General features: G+C 69.1%; 10 protein-coding genes and 1 pseudogene. 1 reads left to right on the top strand and 10 read right to left on the bottom strand.

Going from position 1 to position 17,027, the window contains the following annotated elements:
* Positions 1–32: 32 nt before the first annotated feature.
* The 10 genes and pseudogenes from CIK81_RS09755 to hrpA form a co-directional block, all read right to left on the bottom strand.
* A complete protein-coding gene (locus tag CIK81_RS09755; protein ID WP_096163517.1) occupies positions 33–890 on the bottom strand; it encodes an ABC transporter ATP-binding protein in 858 nt (285 codons plus the stop codon).
* A complete protein-coding gene (locus tag CIK81_RS09760; protein ID WP_096197177.1) occupies positions 887–2,737 on the bottom strand; it encodes a dipeptide/oligopeptide/nickel ABC transporter permease/ATP-binding protein in 1,851 nt (616 codons plus the stop codon). Before CIK81_RS09760 ends, CIK81_RS09755 begins: the two co-directional genes overlap by 4 nt.
* A 3-nt stretch (positions 2,738–2,740) precedes the next feature.
* Entirely contained in the window at positions 2,741–3,718 is a 978-nt protein-coding gene (locus CIK81_RS09765; protein WP_096163515.1) for an ABC transporter permease, read from the bottom strand.
* Between the two features lie 16 nt (positions 3,719–3,734).
* Positions 3,735–5,390, bottom strand: coding sequence for an ABC transporter substrate-binding protein (locus CIK81_RS09770; RefSeq protein WP_096163514.1), 1,656 nt, complete (start codon positions 5,388–5,390; stop codon positions 3,735–3,737).
* Positions 5,387–6,382 carry a GNAT family N-acetyltransferase gene (locus CIK81_RS09775; RefSeq protein ID WP_096197176.1) on the bottom strand — a complete coding sequence of 332 codons (996 nt, stop codon included), beginning with the start codon at positions 6,380–6,382 and terminating at the stop codon, positions 5,387–5,389. Before CIK81_RS09775 ends, CIK81_RS09770 begins: the two co-directional genes overlap by 4 nt.
* A gap of 14 nt (positions 6,383–6,396) precedes the next feature.
* A complete protein-coding gene (locus CIK81_RS09780; RefSeq protein WP_114355648.1) occupies positions 6,397–7,539 on the bottom strand; it encodes an exo-beta-N-acetylmuramidase NamZ domain-containing protein in 1,143 nt (380 codons plus the stop codon).
* A 175-nt stretch (positions 7,540–7,714) separates the two neighbouring features.
* Positions 7,715–9,172 (bottom strand): NAD-dependent malic enzyme, encoded by a 1,458-nt coding sequence (locus CIK81_RS09785; protein ID WP_096163511.1) that lies wholly within the window; start codon positions 9,170–9,172, stop codon positions 7,715–7,717.
* Positions 9,173–9,289: 117 nt separating this feature from the next.
* Complete coding sequence (locus CIK81_RS09790) at positions 9,290–9,892, bottom strand: hypothetical protein (protein ID WP_096163510.1); 603 nt, start codon at positions 9,890–9,892, stop codon at positions 9,290–9,292.
* Between the two features lie 281 nt (positions 9,893–10,173).
* Positions 10,174–11,423 (bottom strand): annotated as a pseudogene (locus CIK81_RS09795) (integrase core domain-containing protein).
* A 371-nt stretch (positions 11,424–11,794) separates the two neighbouring features.
* Positions 11,795–15,697: an ATP-dependent RNA helicase HrpA gene (hrpA, locus tag CIK81_RS09800; protein WP_114355649.1), complete on the bottom strand. Its 3,903-nt coding sequence runs from the start codon at positions 15,695–15,697 to the stop codon at positions 11,795–11,797.
* A gap of 208 nt (positions 15,698–15,905) precedes the next feature.
* On the opposite strand from hrpA, the gene tdh reads away from it, so the two are divergent.
* Positions 15,906–16,970 carry an L-threonine 3-dehydrogenase gene (gene tdh, locus CIK81_RS09805; protein WP_096197193.1) on the top strand — a complete coding sequence of 355 codons (1,065 nt, stop codon included), beginning with the start codon at positions 15,906–15,908 and terminating at the stop codon, positions 16,968–16,970.
* The last annotated feature ends 57 nt before the right edge of the window (positions 16,971–17,027 follow it).

Here is a 17,027-nt window from a genome sequence, read left to right on the forward strand (position 1 = left end):
GAGCCGTCGCGCCGGCGCCTGCCCGTGGCCCCTCAGCGCAGGCGGGCCGCCGGGTTCGGAGCGGCAGCCAGCAGGCGCTTCGTGTACTCCTCCTGAGGATCATCGATCACGGAGCGGCTCTCTCCCGCCTCGACCACCCGGCCGTGGTGCATGACCATGACCTCGTCGGAGTAGCGGCGGGCGCTGCCCAGGTCGTGGGTGATGTAGAGGACCGCGAGGTCCTCGTCCCGCCGCAGCGAGTCGATCAGGTCGAGCATCTCCTTGCGGATCGTCACGTCGAGCATGGAGACCGGCTCGTCCGCGATCAGCACCTTCGGGGACGCCGCGAGGGCACGCGCGAAGGAGACGCGCTGGCGCTCCCCTCCCGAGAGCTCGTGAGGGAAACGGTCCAGGTACCTGTCGGCCGGGGTGAGGCCCACCCGCTCCAGCAGCCGGAGGCAGCGATCGTGGACCGCCGCCTCCTCGCGCGCGTCCTGATGGATCCGCACCGCACGGCCCAGGGTGTAGGCGATCCGGCGCAGCGGGTTCAGTGAGGCGAAGGGATCCTGCAGGGTGAGCTGCACATCCCCCACGTAGGCCCGATGCCCGGCGCTGCCCGTCGTCGGCACGTCACGGCCCTCCAGCAGGATCTGCCCGGAGGTGGCCGGGATGAGACGGGCGAGCATCCGGCCCAGCGTCGATTTGCCCGAGCCGCTCTGTCCCACCAGGGAGGTGGTCCGGCCCTGGGCGAGGGCGATCGAGACGTCGTCGACCGCGCGCATCCTCTGCTGGCGGCGCAGCAGACCGCTGCGCGACCCGACCGGGTACTCCTTGACGAGGTTCCGGCCCTCCAGCACCGCACGGGCCTCGGGCTTCCCAGCGGAATCGTTCGTGGTGTCGGTGATGGTCATGCGAGGCTCCCCAGTTCTGCGAGCGAGGACAGCAGGTTCTTGGTGTACGGATGCCGCGGATCGCGGTAGATGTCGACAGCGGGCCCGTATTCGACGAGCTCGCCGTGGCGCATCACCGCGATCGAGTCGGAGATCTCCAGCAGCAGGGCGAGGTCGTGAGTGGTGAACACGATCGCGAACCCGTACTCGTCCCGGAGCCGCATGATCTGATCGAGCACGTCCCGCTGCACCAGGAGATCCAGCGCGGTCGTCGGCTCGTCCATGAAGATCACGTCGGGCTCGAGCACCAGGGCGATCGCGATCGCCACGCGCTGCTTCATGCCGCCGGAGAGCTCATGGGGATAGGCGTCGATGCGCTCGGCATCGATCCCGACCCGCTCCAGGTGCTCCCTCGCGATCGCGCTGCGCTCGGCGGGCGGCAGACCCGGCCGGTGCACGCGGATCACATCGTCGAACTGGGCATGGATCGAGGTGACGGGGTTCAGGGCGTTCATCGCGCTCTGGAAGACCACGGCGATCTCGTTCCAGCGCAGGGCCCGCAGCTCGCGGTCCTCCAGGTGCAGGAGGTCCGTGGCCGTGCCGTCCTCGGCGCGATACGTGATCGCCCCTCCAGCGACATCCGCCGGGGGCCGCAGCAGGCGGGTGACGGCGTTGGTCAGCGTCGATTTCCCGGATCCGGACTCTCCGGCCAGGCCCAGGACCTCGCCGCGGCGCAGCGTGAGCGAGACGTCCTGGACCGCATGCACTGTGCCGAAAGCCGTCGGATAGTCGATCCGCAGGGAGTCGACCTCGATGATCGGCGCGCCCGGCATCGGGGACGGACGCACATGCGGGACGAGCTCGGGATCGGCCTCAGCGGCGCGCTCCTCGGTGAGGGCCACGTGCTCGGCCGTCGCTCCCGTCGCGCCACCCGGTGCGGGGGTCGCGCTGGATCCGATGCCCGACACCTGGGCGTTCGCGGACGTCGCATCACCACCGGCGGCACGGCTGCTCGTCGTCCCCTTCGTGGCCGAGCCCGTGCGCAGGCGCGGGTTGGAGTACTCGTCGATCGCGAAGTTGATCAGCGCCAGCCCGGCGCCGATCACGGCGATCGCGAGACCCGGCGGCACGTACCACCACCAGGCGCCGGCCAGCAGCGCCTGGGAGTTCTGAGCGAAGTAGAGCATCGAGCCCCAGCTCGTGGTGGTCAGCGAGCCCAGTCCGAGGAAGGCGAGGCCCGCCTCGGAGAGGATGCCCCCGATCACCGAGAACAGGAAGCCGGAGGCGACCAGCGGCAGCATGTTGGGCAGCACCTCGAAGAACATGATCCGCATGCGGCTCTCGCCGGTGGCGCGGGCGGCCTCGATGAACTCCCGGTTGCGCAGGGAGAGGGTCTGCGCCCGGATCACGCGAGCCGAACCGGCCCAAGAGGTGATCGCGATGACGATAGCGATCGAGAGCAGCCCGCGGGAGGGCAGGTAGCCCGTGAGGACGATCAGCAGCGGCATCCCGGGGATCACGAGGAACACCGCGGTGAGGATGTACAGCAGGTCGTCGGCGACACCGCGGAGGTATCCGCCCAGCAGGCCGACGGCCACGGACGCCACCTGGGAGACGACACCGGCGAGCAGACCCACCAGGAGCGAGGTGCGCGCGCCGGTCATGAACTGGGCGAAGACGTCCTGACCGGTCTGAGTGGTGCCGAGCCAGTGCCGGCCCGACGGCGGCTCGAGCATGTCGAAGGAGGTCGCGTTGGGGTCGTGACGGGAGATGAGCGGCCCGAACGCTGCGAGCACGACGAAGATGATCACGATGACGAGTCCGACGCGGACCTTCCCGCTGCGCGGGATCAGTGAGGAGATGGACATGGCTCAGGCCCCCTGCCGGGTACGCGGATCGAGGAACACGTAGGCGGCGTCGGCGATCAGGTTCGCGACGATCACCGCGAGCGAGATGATCAGGAACAGTCCCTGCATGAGCGGGAAGTCCTGTGCCGACACTGCCTGGAACAGCGTGTATCCCAGTCCTGGATAGTTGAAGATCACCTCGGTGAGCATCGAGCCGCCGACGACCGCACCGAGGGCCAGGGCGAAGCCGGTGATGCTCGGCAGGATGGCGTTGCGGGCGGCATACCCGAACAGCACCATCCGGCTGGGCAGGCCCTTCGCCTCGGCCATCGACACGTAGTCCTCGCCGAGGATCGTCACGGTCATGTTCCGCATCTGCAGCACCCAGCCGGCGAAGGACCCGATCACGATCGTCAGCGCCGGGAGCGCGGCGTGGAAGATCACCGAGCCGATGAACGGCGCGGACAGCTCCGGGAACATGGTGCGGTCGTAGGCGCCCGCGTACGGGAACCAGCCGAGGGTCACGGCGAGGATCAGGACCAGGATCAGGGCCATCCAGAAGTACGGGATGGCATTGAGGAAGGTCAGGGCGGGCAGCACGTGGTCGGACCAGGTGCCGCGCCGCCAGGCGAGCAGCACACCCAGTGCGGTGCCCAGCAGGAAGCTGACCACGGTCGAGACGCCGACCAGGATCACGGTCCAGGGCATCGCACCGGTGATGATGTCGATGACGGGCACCGGATAGTTGCTCAGCGAGACGCCCAGGTCGAAGCGGGCGAGATCCGCGAGGTACCGGCCGTACTGAATGATCAGCGGGTCGTCGGAGATGCCGAACTGGGCGGCGATCGCCTCGGCGGCCTCCGGTTCGATCTGCCCCTCGGAGCCGGCGATGAGCACGCGCACGGGGTCACCGGGCATCAGCCGGGGGATCAGGAAATTCAGGGTGAGGGCGGCCCAGGCGATGAACGCGTACAGGCCGAGCTTCTTCAGCAGATATCTCATCGGTCTCTCCTCCGCCTCAGTTCGTGGTCCTGGTCAGGTTGCGCAGCACCATGACCCGGTCGGCGTTCTGCACGGGTGCCCCGAGCGCGTACGGGTCGGACTCGTCCGGGAACCCGGTCCAGAGCTCGGTGTTGAAGTTGAACCAGTTAGGCGCGGTGACGATCGGCAGCGTGGGCATCTGCTCGATCATGATCCGCTGCAGCCCCTCGACGGCGGCACGCTGCTCCTGCTCGTCGTCGGTGTCGGCGTAGGAGCTCAGCAGCTCGTCCGTCTCCTCGTCGTACCAACGCTGGAAGTTCGCCACCACCGGTTCGTCGCCCTCGGTGCGGTACTCCGACGACAGCATCGAGCGATACAGGTACCAGGGGTTCTGGCCTGCTCCGGCCGTCGAGATCGTGACGAAGAAGTTGCCGGTGTCGCGGGCTTCGAGCCACTGCTCGAAGGAGATGCCGCGAGGGGTCAGCGCGATGCCCACCTTCGACAGCTGGGAGCCGAGGATCTGGCTCGTCGTCACCCAGTCGTTGTAGCTCGAGGGGATCGGCAGCTCGAAGACGAGCGGGGTGCCATCGGGGGCCACGCGGATGCCGTCGCCCCCGCGCTCGTACCCGGCCTCGTCGAGCACCCTCTCGGCCTCCTCGAGATCCACCTCGAACTCGAGGTCGCGATACTCCTCCGCGATGAACTCCTCGAAGGTGGGGCGAGGAAGGCCGGTGGGGTGGGGTGGACCGAAGTACTGCTGGTACGCGATCTCCGCGATCTCGCGGCGGTCCACGGCCAGGCTGATCCCCCGTCGCAGCTCCAGGTCCTGGAAGAGCTCCTTCTCGAGGTTGAACGTGAGGTTGACAGTGCCGTTGCCCGGATACCAGTAGCCACGGTGCTCGGGGTCGTGGTCCACGAAGATCTGGTCGATGTTGGCGATAAACCCGCCGGACCAGTCGATCTCCCCGGCCTGCAGAGCGGTGTTCATGGTCTGCGTCGTGAAGGACGGCCAGGCGAGCTCACGCGGCTCGAACTCCTCGGCCGCCCAGTGCCCGTCGTTCTTCACGAAGGTGTACAGCTGATCGGAGAATCGCTCGAGCTGGTAGGGGCCGCTGCCCACCGGGTCGGCGACCTGCTCGGTGGAGGGGTCCTCGAAAGCGGAGAACACGTGCTCGGGCACGATCGGCCGCGTGCAGATGTCCGCCTCCTGCGCGAAGGACGTTCCGTCGAACTCGATCTGCACCGTGCGGGAATCCAGCGCGATGGCGTCCGCGATGCCCAGGGCCACTGTGTTGGTGGCCGGGACATCACGGTGCATCAGGAACGTGAACACCACGTCCTCGGCGTCCAGGCGCTCTCCGTCGGTGAACTCGACATCCTCGCGCAGCGTCACCGTGAGCACCGTGCCGTCCTCGTTCCACTCCAGCTCGGTCGCGAGCCACGGCTCCGATTCGCCCGGCGACATCGCTGTCGCGAGCCGAAGGTTCTCGTAGATCAATCCGCTCGCGCCCTGGAGCGGAACACCCCCATAGGGGTTGAAGTTCGGCTGGAACGTCGTGGAGTCATTGGCGTGGATGCGCAACGGCTGGTCCTGATCTGCCGGACCGCCCCGGGAGCATCCGGAGAGGGCCGCGGTGCCGGCAGCGCCTGCGGTGCCGAGCATCAGCGCACGGCGGGTGACCTCTGGTGTCATCGAGCGATTCCTTCCTGACTGCGGTCCACGTCGACGTGTCCCGTGGGCAGCGTGTAGGGGGTGAAGGTGCGCAGCGGGACGAAGCCCCGCGAGGTGTAGAGGCGGTGCGCCGGGGAATCTCTGCCGGTCCACTGGAACCAGGCGTGCGCGAGACCCTCTCCGGCCATCCGCAGCAGAGCGGCGTCCAGCAGCGCCCCGCCGGCCCCGTGGCCGCGGGCCCAGGGGGCCACGCCGAAGGGCCCGAAACGGGACGGGTCCCGGCCGACGACTCCCCAGCATGCGAAGCCCAGCAGCTCCTGCGATGCGTCGCGCGCCACGAGGATCCGCTCCGGTGGTCCGCCGCGCTGCACGAAGGCCCGCAGCGTCTCCGCCCAGTCCGCAGCGAGATGCTCCAGGACGAGCTCGTGCAGCACATCGCGCTCCCCCGGCTCACAGGGTCCGACGTCGATCGCCGTCGGGACCGCGCGGTCGAGGTCGTGCAGCGTGCGGTGCATCGCGAGCGCGGAGCCGGCCGGCCGGGCGCCGTGGGAGACCAGGAACGCCGCCGTCGCCGGATCACCCTCCGGGTCGACCCCCGGAGCGGCATAGCCGTGCGGGCGGCCGCTGATCCGCAGGACGGGGACCCCGCGCTCCCTCGCCATTTGCACTGCCGCGTCCAGGAGCGCGGTGCCCACCCCCTGGCGACGGCATTCCGGATCGACAGCGCCGCTGACCAGCCATCCCTCCGCGGCGTGCCACGGGATGTCGAGGTGGACGAAGCCCAGCGGGACGTCGTCGCGCTCGGCGACGATCACGACCGTGTCCTCGTCCCGGCCTGCCTCCACAAGGTCCTGCAGCAGCCCCGGACCGAGCACAGCCGTGCCGGAGGTCCGGGTCAACGCGCTGAGCGCGGCGAGGTCACCCGCCCGCAGACCGGTGCGCAGGTGGAGATCTCCCGTTCCTGCGGGGCGGGTCGTCGAGGCGACGGAGCCCTGCAGTGCGGACCGGTCCATGGGGACGTCCCGGCTCATCGCTGCAGTCCGATCGGGGCAGGAGAGGCGGCGCAGATCTCCTCGTAGCTCGCCCTGTCAGCGATGCCCGTGCGCAGCACATCCGATCCCCACAGCAGGTCGATGAACTCCGGCCTGTCCGGAGCGCTCTCGCGCCAGAGGGGTTGATCGGGGTACAGCTCGGCGACCACGCTGAGGATCATGTGACCGACCCTCAGGGGATCGAACGCCCCCGCATCCGCCGCAGCCGCATGGGGACCCTCCATGAGGTGCACCTGTGCGCCCTGCACCCGCTCCCCGGCGAAGGAGCTGTGGGTGGGACGGTAGTTCGCCTCCCGGAAGCACACCCCGGGAAGGGCGCGCTCCCGGAGCGCCGCGGTGAGCTCGGGGCCGCACCAGGGGGCGCCGAAGACCTCGAAGGGCATGGTGGTGCCTCGGCCCTCGCTCAGGGTCGCTCCCTCGAGCAGTCCGATGCCGGGATAGAGCGCCACGGTCGTCAGCGTGGGCATGTTCGGCGAGGGCGCGATCCATGGCGCCGAGCCGTCCTCGCCGGGGGCGTCGACGACCTGGAGGTCCAACGGCTTCTCGAGATGGTCGGCCGCGATGGTGCGAGCGACGCCGCCCAGTCTGGCCCCGTGGCGAAGCGGCACACCGAGGCGGCCCACGAAGCTCGCGCAGCGCGGATCGAGCCCGGGCCCCAGCGCGGTGGTGGCCAGCGGAGCCGGCCGGTCGAGCACCGTGACCGGCAGGCCGAGGCCCGCGCAGGCCGCCATGACGTCCGCCATGCTCCACATGTACGTGTAGAACCGGCATCCGATGTCCTGAAGATCCACGACCACCCGGTCGATGCCTGCACTGGCGAGCAGCTCCTCCAGCGGTCGCCCCTGCAGACCGTAGGCGTCGAGCACGGGGAGCCCGGTGGCAGGGTCCTGGTCCTCGTCGTTGCCCGTGCCCGCCTGACCCGTCCCCCAGTACCCGTGCTCCGGGGAGATCAGGCAACGCACGTCGACGCCCGCCGCGATCAGGGCGTCGACTCCTCTGGCCAGATCACTGGTGACAGCGGCGAAATGAGTGAGCAGGCCGACCCTGCTCGGGGCGAGGAGATCCGGGTCGGTGCGCACACGATCCAGACCGGTACGGAGCTGTGACTCACATGACATAGACCGAAGCTACCGAAAGAAACCCGTTTACGTAACCCGGTTGCGCATGCCGGCGTGGCGCGTCGTCCGCTGACCGAGGGCACCCAGAGGCGGCGCGCACGGAAGCATGCGCGCCACCTCTGGGTGCCGTCGGGGCGAGGGTCCGGCGAGGCGTGTCAGCGCCCCGTGCCCGGATTCAGCCCTCCAGGGTGATCTCGTCGGCGTAGACCGCGCCGATCATCCCGGTGATCGTGTCCACCGTGCCGGCCTCCTCGCGAGCGACCTGCTCCACGGCGGTCGCCACGGCCTTGGTCACGCCGTCGTGGAAGACGCTGGGCACGATATAGGTCGGGTTGAGCTCGTCGGCCGAGACCACATCGGCCAGTGCCTTCGAGGCCGCGAGCAGCATCCGGTCGGAGACGCGCGTGGCGTGGGCGTCCAGCAGCCCGCGGAACACGCCGGGGAAGGCGAGCACGTTGTTGATCTGGTTCGCGAAGTCGCTGCGTCCGGTCGCGACGACCTCGGCATGCTGGGCGGCGATGGCCGGGTCGATCTCCGGGGTCGGGTTGGCCATCGCGAACACGATGGACCGGTCGGCCATGGTCCGGACGTCCTCGCCGGTGAGGATGTCCCCGGCGCTGACCCCGATGAAGACATCCGCGCCCGCGACCGCATCGTGCAGGCTGCCCGTGAGCTCCCGAGGATTGGTGACCTCCGCGATCCAGGGCAGGCGGCCCGCGAGGCTCTCCCGTCCCTCGTGGACGATGCCGTCGATGTCGGTGACGACCACGTCGCGCGCACCGGCGGCGCGCAGCAGACGCAGGATCGCGGTACCGGCCGCGCCCGCTCCGGAGAGCACGATCCGGGCGGTGGAGATGTCCTTCTCCACCACGCGCAGCGCGTTGCGCAGTGCCGCGACCACGACGATCGCGGTGCCGTGCTGATCATCGTGGAAGACGGGGATGTCCAACTCCGCGCGCAGGCGATCCTCGATCTCGAAGCAGCGCGGGGCGGAGATGTCCTCGAGGTTGATCCCCGCGAAGACCGGGGCGATGGCCTTCACGTGGGAGACGATCTCGTCGACCGAGTGCGCGTCCAGGCAGATCGGGAAGGCGTCGATGTTGGCGAAGCGCTTGAACAGGGCGGCCTTCCCCTCCATGACGGGCATCGCCGCCAGCGGCCCGAGATCGCCCAGCCCGAGGATCGCGGATCCGTCGGAGACCACGGCGACGGTGTTGCGCTTGATGGTCAGACGACGAGCGTCCTCGGGGTTCTCGGCGATCGCTTTGACGACCCTGGCCACCCCGGGGGTGTAGATCATCGAGAGGTCGTCGCGGTGGCGGATCGGCAGCTTCGATTCGACGGTCAGCTTGCCGCCGAGGTGAGCGAGGAAGGTGCGGTCCGAGACCTTGCCGAGTTCCACCCCCTCGAGCTCCTTGAGGTCATCGACGACCTCCATGGCGTGGTCGTGGCCCGCGGTCAGGACGGTGATGTCGGCTCGCATCCGCTCCGGCCCGGAGGCGGAGACGTCGAGTGCGGTGACAGTCGCGCCGCGTTTCTCGATACGGCCGGTGATGTCGCTGACTGCAGCGGATCGCGCCGCGAATTCGAGTCGGATCGTGATGGAGTAGCTCACGGATGGCAACGGTGACATGAGGCACAGCCTAACGAGGTCGGCGCCCTCGTAGCGACAGGACGCGGCGGGGCGGCTCGGGTCCGAGCTGAAGTCCGGCGCGCAGCACCGGGTCACGGCCCCGCCGCGGTCAACGGATCAGTCGGTGTACGGCTCGACGTCGTCGGCGTAGCGCTCCCAGATCAGCTGCGCGGCAGCGACCTGCTCGGCGTAGCGCTCGGGGTGCGCCGAGGCCTGCACGGCCTGGGCGGCAGCGCCGGGCTCCCAGTCGTCGTAGTCCGGGACGGCCTGGAGCAGGCCGGGCGCCGAGGAGTGGTCGCCGAGCCCGAGGAAGGCGTCGACGGCGCGCTTCTTGTGGCGCACCTCGTCGTAGGTTCCCCAGCCCATCGACGGACGCTGCTGGAAGAGCCCGCCGGAATCGGCGTCGACGGCCGGCTCGTAGTTGTACAGCCAGGCCTCGACGATCGCCGTGATGAGCACGATCGTGGCGGCGTCCTTCCCGAGGTCGTGCCCCTTGACCGCGGCGATGAGGAACTTCGCGTTCTCGATCTGCCAGTCGTCCATGTCGTCGACCACGAAGCCCTCCCGGGTCTCCGAGCGCGTCAGGAACTCCTCGGTCCAGTCCTTGTCCGCCGCGCTGGCCGGAGCGATCGTGGACAGCGACGCGACGGAGGCGAGGCCGAGGGCGCCGGCGATGAACAGGCGTCGCCGGGAGAGCGGAGAGGTGAGGGTGTCAGCCATGGTGCAGGAGTCCTTGCGGGTCCGGGAGCGATGGGCGCTGCCCGGAACGAACCGGGCCGGGCCAACGTAACGAGCTGGTTACGGCATGGGAAGGCCACTCCTGCCTGCGGGTTCGTACTCATCGGCCGACTTTTGGAGGACATGACCGGAACTCTCCCTGGGCAATATCCGATGGCGGAAGAGCGTCGTCGCCGGTCGTCGTGGACCTTTTCGGTCGCTGAACGGTCTCGGGGCGTTGGGCGCCGGGTGTGATGTCTCAGGACTTCGGTGACAGTTCTGTATCAGGACATCGGTGACAGTTGATGTCTCAGGACATCGGTGACGGTTCGGGGTTCTTCGGTGGCCGGCCTCGGCGTTTGCCGCTCCGTTGACCCGTGTGCTTGGAGGCGTATCGGATGCCGAGCGGGGGCCAAGCGTGCTCGGCCAGGATCTCGCCGTGAAGGTCGACGAACGTGACGCTGGCCTGTTCGACGAGGACGTGCACTTCCTGCTGGGCATGAGGGTAGGAGACCTGGAACGCGACGCCGTGGAGGGTGATCGTGCCGTTGTTGTTCACCACCCGTGTTCGTTCACCGGTCTGGATGACCCGCTCCCGGGGGAGCTTCCGGGAACGCTTCTTGCTGTCCCCGACGGACTCGATGATCAGGCTGGGCTCCACGACAGGCCGGGGAGACGGTGCCGGCTCAGTCGCGTCCCAGGCTTGGCGTGGTGTGATCCGTCCGGGAAGTCCCTGGTGAGGGCGTTGCTCGTTATAGATGACGTCGAACTCGTCGACCTGTGCTTGGAGCTCTTCGATGCTTCCCGCGATGGGCTGCTTGTCCAGCCAGCGGAACAAGGTCTGGTGGAATCGTTCGTTCTTGCCCTGCGTGGTCGGCTTGTAGGGCTTCCCGGTGATCGCCTCGACTCCCAGCGCGGTCACGTGGATGACGAGCTGGCCCTTCATCCCACGGCGCGTGGGGTTCAGCGCGGCTCCGTTGTCGGTGAGCAGACGCTGTGGAGTTCCGCAACGCGCGGTGCCCTTGTTGAACACCGCGATCGCTGCTTCAGCGGTCTCGCTGCCCGCCACGTGAGAGGCGACCGCGAGGCGCGAATGATCGTCCTGGAGCTGGAAGATCACGCAGGTCCGGCCGTTGGTGAGGACGTACTGGGTCGCATCCAGCTGCCAGCACGCGTTCGGTGCCGGATAGACGAACCGCCGCCAGGACGCGCGAGGCCGCTTCCTCGGCTCCAGTCGAGCCACGCCTCGTTCGCGGAAGATCCGTGCCAGGGCCGCGATCGATGGCGCTTCAAGTCCCATCGCTTTCATCCGGTCGTGGACGCTGATCGGACCGTGATCCAGCCCAGACGCTTCGAGTGCGGCGCGGACCTGAACAGCCTGGTCCTTGACCTCTTCATCGAGCTGGCCCGGGGAGGTATGTGGTCGTTTGGTGCGGGGCTCGAGCACGGCCGCGGGCCCATCGACGCGGGCGCGAGCACGGAGGACGTAGAACGTCTTGCGCGAGATGCCGTGCTCGACGCAGAACGTGCTCACCGACCCACGCGGCGCGTCATCAGGCCACCGCGAGATGGCCAGGCGGACAGTGGGATCGACGGGCTCGTTTCTGCTCACCGCCCATTTTTACCGGCGAAGTGTCACCACCAAGAGCCACGGAAGTGTCACCGATGTCCTGATACAGAACTGTCACCGATGTCCTGCGACATAACAGCGTTGGGCGCCGGGCCGTGCGCGAGGAGAAGGTAAAAGTTCTCCATGGTGACCGTGCACGCGGGTTCGGCGTGCCCCGCGCCACGAGATCCGTGCCGGGTGAAGGCTCAGCTCCCTGAGTCCCGGGCGAGGCCCCAGGTCTCCGGATCCGGGCGGGAGGTCAGGTCCCTGAGTCGGGCGAGGGCTCGGCCCCTATGTCAGGACAGGGTGTTGATCGCCCTGCGGATCCGCTTGTCGGAGACCGTCTGCTTGGTCCCGAGCGTCTGCGCGAACAGGCTCACCCTCAGCTCCTCGAGCATCCAGTCGATCTCGCGGGCGTCCGGTTCGGCCTTGCGGCGGGCCGACAGCTTCGCCTTCGCCTTGTCCCAGTACTGCTCGAGATCCCGGATCTGCCAGGCGAGCTGCTCATCGCGGCGGGGGTTCTCGGGCAGCTTGTCCAGACGGATCGCATCGGCCTCGAGGAAGCGGCGCAGGTCCGGCAGGTGCTCGATGCCGGTGCGCGAGACGAAGCCGTCCCCGAGCAGCGAGGCCGCATGCTCCCGGATCTGGGTGAGATGGGAGAGCACCGCGAGGGACGGCACGCGGCTCAGCTCCTTGTGGAGCTTCGCGGAAGTGGCGAGCGCGGCGGCGGCATCCTTCACGGCCTGGGCGGCGACGGTGTCGTGCCGGCCGCGCACCCGCTCCCGCAGCGCGTCGAACTCGGCCCGGGTGCGCACCTGGGCGTCGCCCGCGAGGTGCACCGTCGCTGCTCTGGACGCATCGGCCAGCAGGGCCGAGGTGGAGGCGTAGTCGGAGCCGGCGACCGCGAGCTTGGTCGGGTTGGGCAGCGCGTTCAGCACTCCGGAGAGGTCGGTGCCCAGCTCGCGGTCCAACAGGGCGATGACGCCCTGCCGGTGGGCGAGCACCTGCTCGTCCGCGGTGGCGAGCACGGCGAGGTCCACGCGCAGGAGCCGGCCGTCCTCGCCGCGCCGCGCGACCAGCGCCGGGTACCCGGTGACCTTCAGCCCGCCGACGGTGGATTCGTGCACGCTCGGCACACCCTCGTCCGGGAAGCCGGGCAGGTCAGTACGCGCGAGCCCGTCGGCCCGGGAGGAGACCGAGGCGTCCACCCGCTTCTTCAGCCGGTCCTTGAGCACCTCGAGATCATCGCCGGTGCCGATCTGGCGGCCCTTGTCGTCCACCACGCGGAAGTGCATGCGCAGGTGGGCGGGCAGTTTCGAGGTGTCGAACTCCGGCCCGTACAGGGGCAGGTCATCGGGCACGCCGGGCAGGGCGACGAGCTCGTCGGCCACGGCCTCGAGGAACACCTCGCCGGCGTCGGGATCGTCGTCGTGGAGGGTCGCCGCGACGGTCTTCGCACGTTCCGGCGCGGGCACCAGGTGGCGGCGGACGGGCTTGGGCAGGGAGCGGATCAGCTCGGTCACCAGCTCCTCGCGCATCCCGGGCACGAGCCAGTCGAAGCCGCGCACCTGCAGGCGGTTCAGGACCGCGAGCGGGATGGTGGCGGTGACGCCGTCGGTGCCCTTCGCGCCCACCTCCCCGAAGGAGTAGCTCAGCGGCAGGGTGATGTCGCCCTGCACCCAGGTGTCGGGGAAGTCGGCGCCGATGGCCTCGGCGACGTCCTCATCGGCCGCCAGCAGGTCCTTCTCTGTCAGGGTGAGCAGGTCCGGGGTCTCGTGGCGCTGCTTCTTCCACCAGCTGTCGAAGTGGCTCCCGGAGACCACCTTCGCGGGAATCCGCTCGTCGTAGAAGCGGAACAGCTGGTCATCGGAGATCAGCAGGTCGCGGCGCCGGGTCTTCGCCTCGAGCTCCTCGAGCTGGGCGATCAGGGCGCGGTTGTCGCGGAAGAAGTGGTGGCGAGTGCGCCAGTCCCCCTCGATGAGTGCGTTCTGGAGGAAGATGTCGCGCGCCGCCTGCGGATCGATGCGTCCGTATCCGACCACGCGATCGGCGACGATCGGCACGCCGTACAGGGTGACCTTCTCATGCGCCATCGCGGAGGCCTGCTTCGAGGACCAGTGCGGCGCGGAGTACGAGCGTTTGACGACGTGCGCACCGGTCTCCTCCGCCCAGGCCGGATCGATCCGGGCCGCGATGCGGCCCCACAGCCGTGAGGTCTCCACCAGCTCCGCGACCATCACGTAATCGGGTCGCTTCTTGGCCAGCGCCGAGCCGGGCCACAGGGCGAAGCGCGCCCCGCGTGCTCCGGAGTACTCCCGGGTGCGGTCATCGAGCAGTCCCACGTGCGAGAGCAGTCCAGCGAGCAGAGCCTGGTGGATCGCCTGCGGCGAGGCGTCGTTGTCGTTGCGCGAGAGATCGGAGTCCTTCGCCATGTCCTTCAGCTGCGAGTGCAGGTCCCACCATTCGCGGATCCGCAGGTAATGCAGGTGCTCGGCCCGCACCTCCCGCCGGAAGGCCGAGGACGACAGCGCCTTGCGTCGCGCCTGGAGATGGTTCCAGAGGTTGAGGTACGAGAGGAAGTCGCTGGTCTCGTCCTCGAAGCGCTTGTGCTTCTCCTTGGCCTGCTGCTCCTGGCCCAGCGGCCGCTCGCGCGGGTCCTGGATCGACATGGCGGCGACGATGATCAGCACCTCGCGCAGCGCACCGAGGCGATGGCCCTCGATCAGCATGCGGGCCATCCGGGGATCCAGCGGGAAGCGGGCCAGCGCCGTGCCCACCGGGGTCAGGCGACGCCCGCCCGGTTCGCGGGGGGCGGCCTCGATCGCGCCGAGCTCGTCGAGCAGGCGCACACCGTCGGTGATGGCGCGGGAGGCAGGAGGCTCGACGAAGGGGAAGGACTCCACGTCCCCGAACCCCAGCGAGGTCATCAGCAGCACGACGGAGGCGAGCGAGGTGCGCAGGATCTCCGGTTCGGTGAACTCGGGCCTGCCCTCGAAGTCCTCCTCGGAGTACAGCCGGATCGCGATGCCCGGCGAGGTGCGGCCGGAGCGGCCCGAGCGCTGATTCGCGCTGGCCTGGGAGACCGGTTCGATCGGCAGGCGCTGCACCTTCGTGCGCTGGGAATAGCGGGAGATGCGGGCGAGCCCTGCGTCGATCACGTACGTGATCCCCGGAACGGTCAGCGAGGTCTCGGCGACGTTCGTGGACAGGATGATCCGACGGTAGGTGCCCGACGCCGGTGGGGTGAAGATCTTCTGCTGGTCCTGGGCGGAGAGCCGTCCGAACAGCGGCAGCACCTCGACCGGCAACGAGGAGCGACCCTTCGTGCCGCGTTCCAGGTGGGTGCTGAGCGCCTCGGAGATCTCACGGATCTCCCGCTCCCCGGGCAGGAAGACGAGCATGTCCCCGGGGCCTTCTGCGGCGAGCTCGTCGACCGCGTCGGTGATGGCCTCGGTGAGGTCACGTTCGACGGAGTGGATGTCCTCGAGCTCGTCGTCCTCGGCATCCTCGTCGAGCTCGGCCTCCAGGACGAGCGGCCGGTACCGGATCTCGACCGGGTAGGTGCGGCCGGAGACCTCGATGATCGGGGCGTTCACGCGCTCGCCCGAGGGCAGGACGTGACCGAAATGCTCCGCGAAGCGCTCGGGATCGATGGTCGCGGAGGTGATGATGATCTTCAGGTCCGGGCGCTGGGGCAGGATCTGGCGGAGGTAGCCGAGGATCACGTCGATGTTCAGCGACCGCTCGTGGGCCTCGTCGATGATGATCGCGTCGTAGCGCTTCAGCAGCCGGTCCCGGCCGATCTCGGCGAGCAGGATGCCGTCCGTCATGAGCTTCAGCCGGGTGCCGCGACCGGTCTCGCGGGTGAAGCGGACCTGGAAACCGACGGTCCCCTCCCCCAGCTTCTCGCCGAGCTCGCTCGCGATGCGCTGGGCGACGGAGCGCGCCGCGATCCGTCGGGGCTGGGTGTGGCCGATCAGCCGGTTCTTCCGGCCGTATCCGAGCTCGAGCAGCATCTTGGGGATCTGGGTGGTCTTGCCCGAGCCGGTGGCTCCCGCGATCACCACCACCTGATGGTCGCGGATCGCCTCCATGATGTCCTCGCGTCGACCCGAGACGGGGAGCTCGGCGGGATAGGAGATGCGCGGGCCGGGAGCCTCGATGGAGGTCGAGGTCGGCGGCGTGGAAGGCGTGGTCATGGCCCGACCACTCTACGTGGCCGCGCGGCCCGGGTCGCGGTGATATCCGCCGCCCGGACCGACGCTGGCACCGGACCGGGCCGACGCTGCTGCGGGGCCGACGGCCCGTGCGGAACCGTCTCCTGGGACCGGACGCTCGGTCTACGATCGGGAGACGGCGTCCGCGCATGCGGACGTGAGGAGCCGAAGGAGAGCCGACACCGCGATGATGCGTGCGCTGCGTAAGACGGAGCCCGGGCCCGGGCTGTCCATGGTGGACCTTCCCGAGCCGCAGTGCGGCCCGTGGGACGTGAAGATCCGCGTGCTCCGCGCCGGCATCTGCGGCACCGACCTCCACATCCTGGCCTGGGACGACTCGGCGGAGGCGATGTGCGACTCCGTGCCGTTCACCCCCGGGCACGAGTTCTACGGCGAGGTCGTGGACGTCGGCCCCGAGGTGCTGGACGTGCAGGTGGGCGATCGGGTCTCCGGCGAAGGGCATGTGGTGTGCGGGGTGTGCCGGAACTGTCGCGCCGGTCGCAAGCAGATGTGCATCCGCACCCGCAGCGTCGGCGTGCAGCGGGACGGCGCGTTCGCCGAGTTCGTCGTGATCCCGCACCTGAACGTCTGGGTGCATGAGCGCTCCGGCGGCACCGCTCTCATCACCCCCGAGCTCGGAGCCCTCTTCGACCCCTTCGGCAACGCCGTCCACACGGCGCTGAAGTTCCCGCTGATCGGTGAGGACGTGCTGATCACCGGGGCCGGGCCGATCGGTCTGATGGCCGCGGCCGTGGCCCGTCACGCCGGGGCCCGCTACGTGGCGATCACCGACGTCCACGAGCACCGCCTGGAGATGGCCCGCGCAGCCGGGGTGGACCTCGCCCTGAACGTCGCGACCACGTCGATGACGCAGGCGCAGCGTGAGCTCGGCATGAAGGAGGGCTTCGACGTGGGGCTGGAGATCTCCGGGCAGGCCAGCGCCCTGCAGGAGATGATCGCGAACATGAACCACGGCGGGAGGATCTCCCTGCTCGGCCTGCCCTCCCACCACTTCGAGCTCGACTGGACCACCGTCATCACCCACATGCTCACCCTGCAGGGTATCTACGGTCGGGAGATGTATGAGACGTGGAACGCGATGAGCGCGATGATTTCCACCAGCCCCGTGCTGCGCGAGCGCGTGCTCGCGACGGTCTCCGACGTCGTGCCCGCCTCGCAGTGGGAGAGCGCCTACGAGATCGCTCGCTCCGGGGTAGGCGGCAAAGTGCTCCTGGACTGGGAGAACATCGACTGACGCGCTGAGCGCCGAGAGCCGTCGTCCCCTCTGCGACGGCCCACATCCCGCTCATCG

Origin of the sequence: Brachybacterium sp. JB7, assembly GCF_003335205.1 — a bacterium.
Lineage (GTDB): Bacteria > Actinomycetota > Actinomycetes > Actinomycetales > Dermabacteraceae > Brachybacterium > Brachybacterium alimentarium.

What these genes read in the sequence shown, in the direction of transcription:
- CIK81_RS09760 (WP_096197177.1), bottom strand. Translation starts at nt 2,737, where the DNA reads ATGTCCATCTCCTCACTGATCCCGCGCAGCGGGAAGGTCCGCGTCGGA.
- CIK81_RS09755 (WP_096163517.1), bottom strand. Translation starts at nt 890, where the DNA reads ATGACCATCACCGACACCACGAACGATTCCGCTGGGAAGCCCGAGGCC.
- CIK81_RS09765 (WP_096163515.1), bottom strand. Translation starts at nt 3,718, where the DNA reads ATGAGATATCTGCTGAAGAAGCTCGGCCTGTACGCGTTCATCGCCTGG.
- CIK81_RS09790 (WP_096163510.1), bottom strand. Translation starts at nt 9,892, where the DNA reads ATGGCTGACACCCTCACCTCTCCGCTCTCCCGGCGACGCCTGTTCATC.
- CIK81_RS09775 (WP_096197176.1), bottom strand. Translation starts at nt 6,382, where the DNA reads ATGGACCGGTCCGCACTGCAGGGCTCCGTCGCCTCGACGACCCGCCCC.
- CIK81_RS09780 (WP_114355648.1), bottom strand. Translation starts at nt 7,539, where the DNA reads ATGTCATGTGAGTCACAGCTCCGTACCGGTCTGGATCGTGTGCGCACC.
- tdh (WP_096197193.1), top strand. Translation starts at nt 15,906, where the DNA reads ATGCGTGCGCTGCGTAAGACGGAGCCCGGGCCCGGGCTGTCCATGGTG.
- hrpA (WP_114355649.1), bottom strand. Translation starts at nt 15,697, where the DNA reads ATGACCACGCCTTCCACGCCGCCGACCTCGACCTCCATCGAGGCTCCC.
- CIK81_RS09770 (WP_096163514.1), bottom strand. Translation starts at nt 5,390, where the DNA reads ATGACACCAGAGGTCACCCGCCGTGCGCTGATGCTCGGCACCGCAGGC.
- CIK81_RS09785 (WP_096163511.1), bottom strand. Translation starts at nt 9,172, where the DNA reads ATGTCACCGTTGCCATCCGTGAGCTACTCCATCACGATCCGACTCGAA.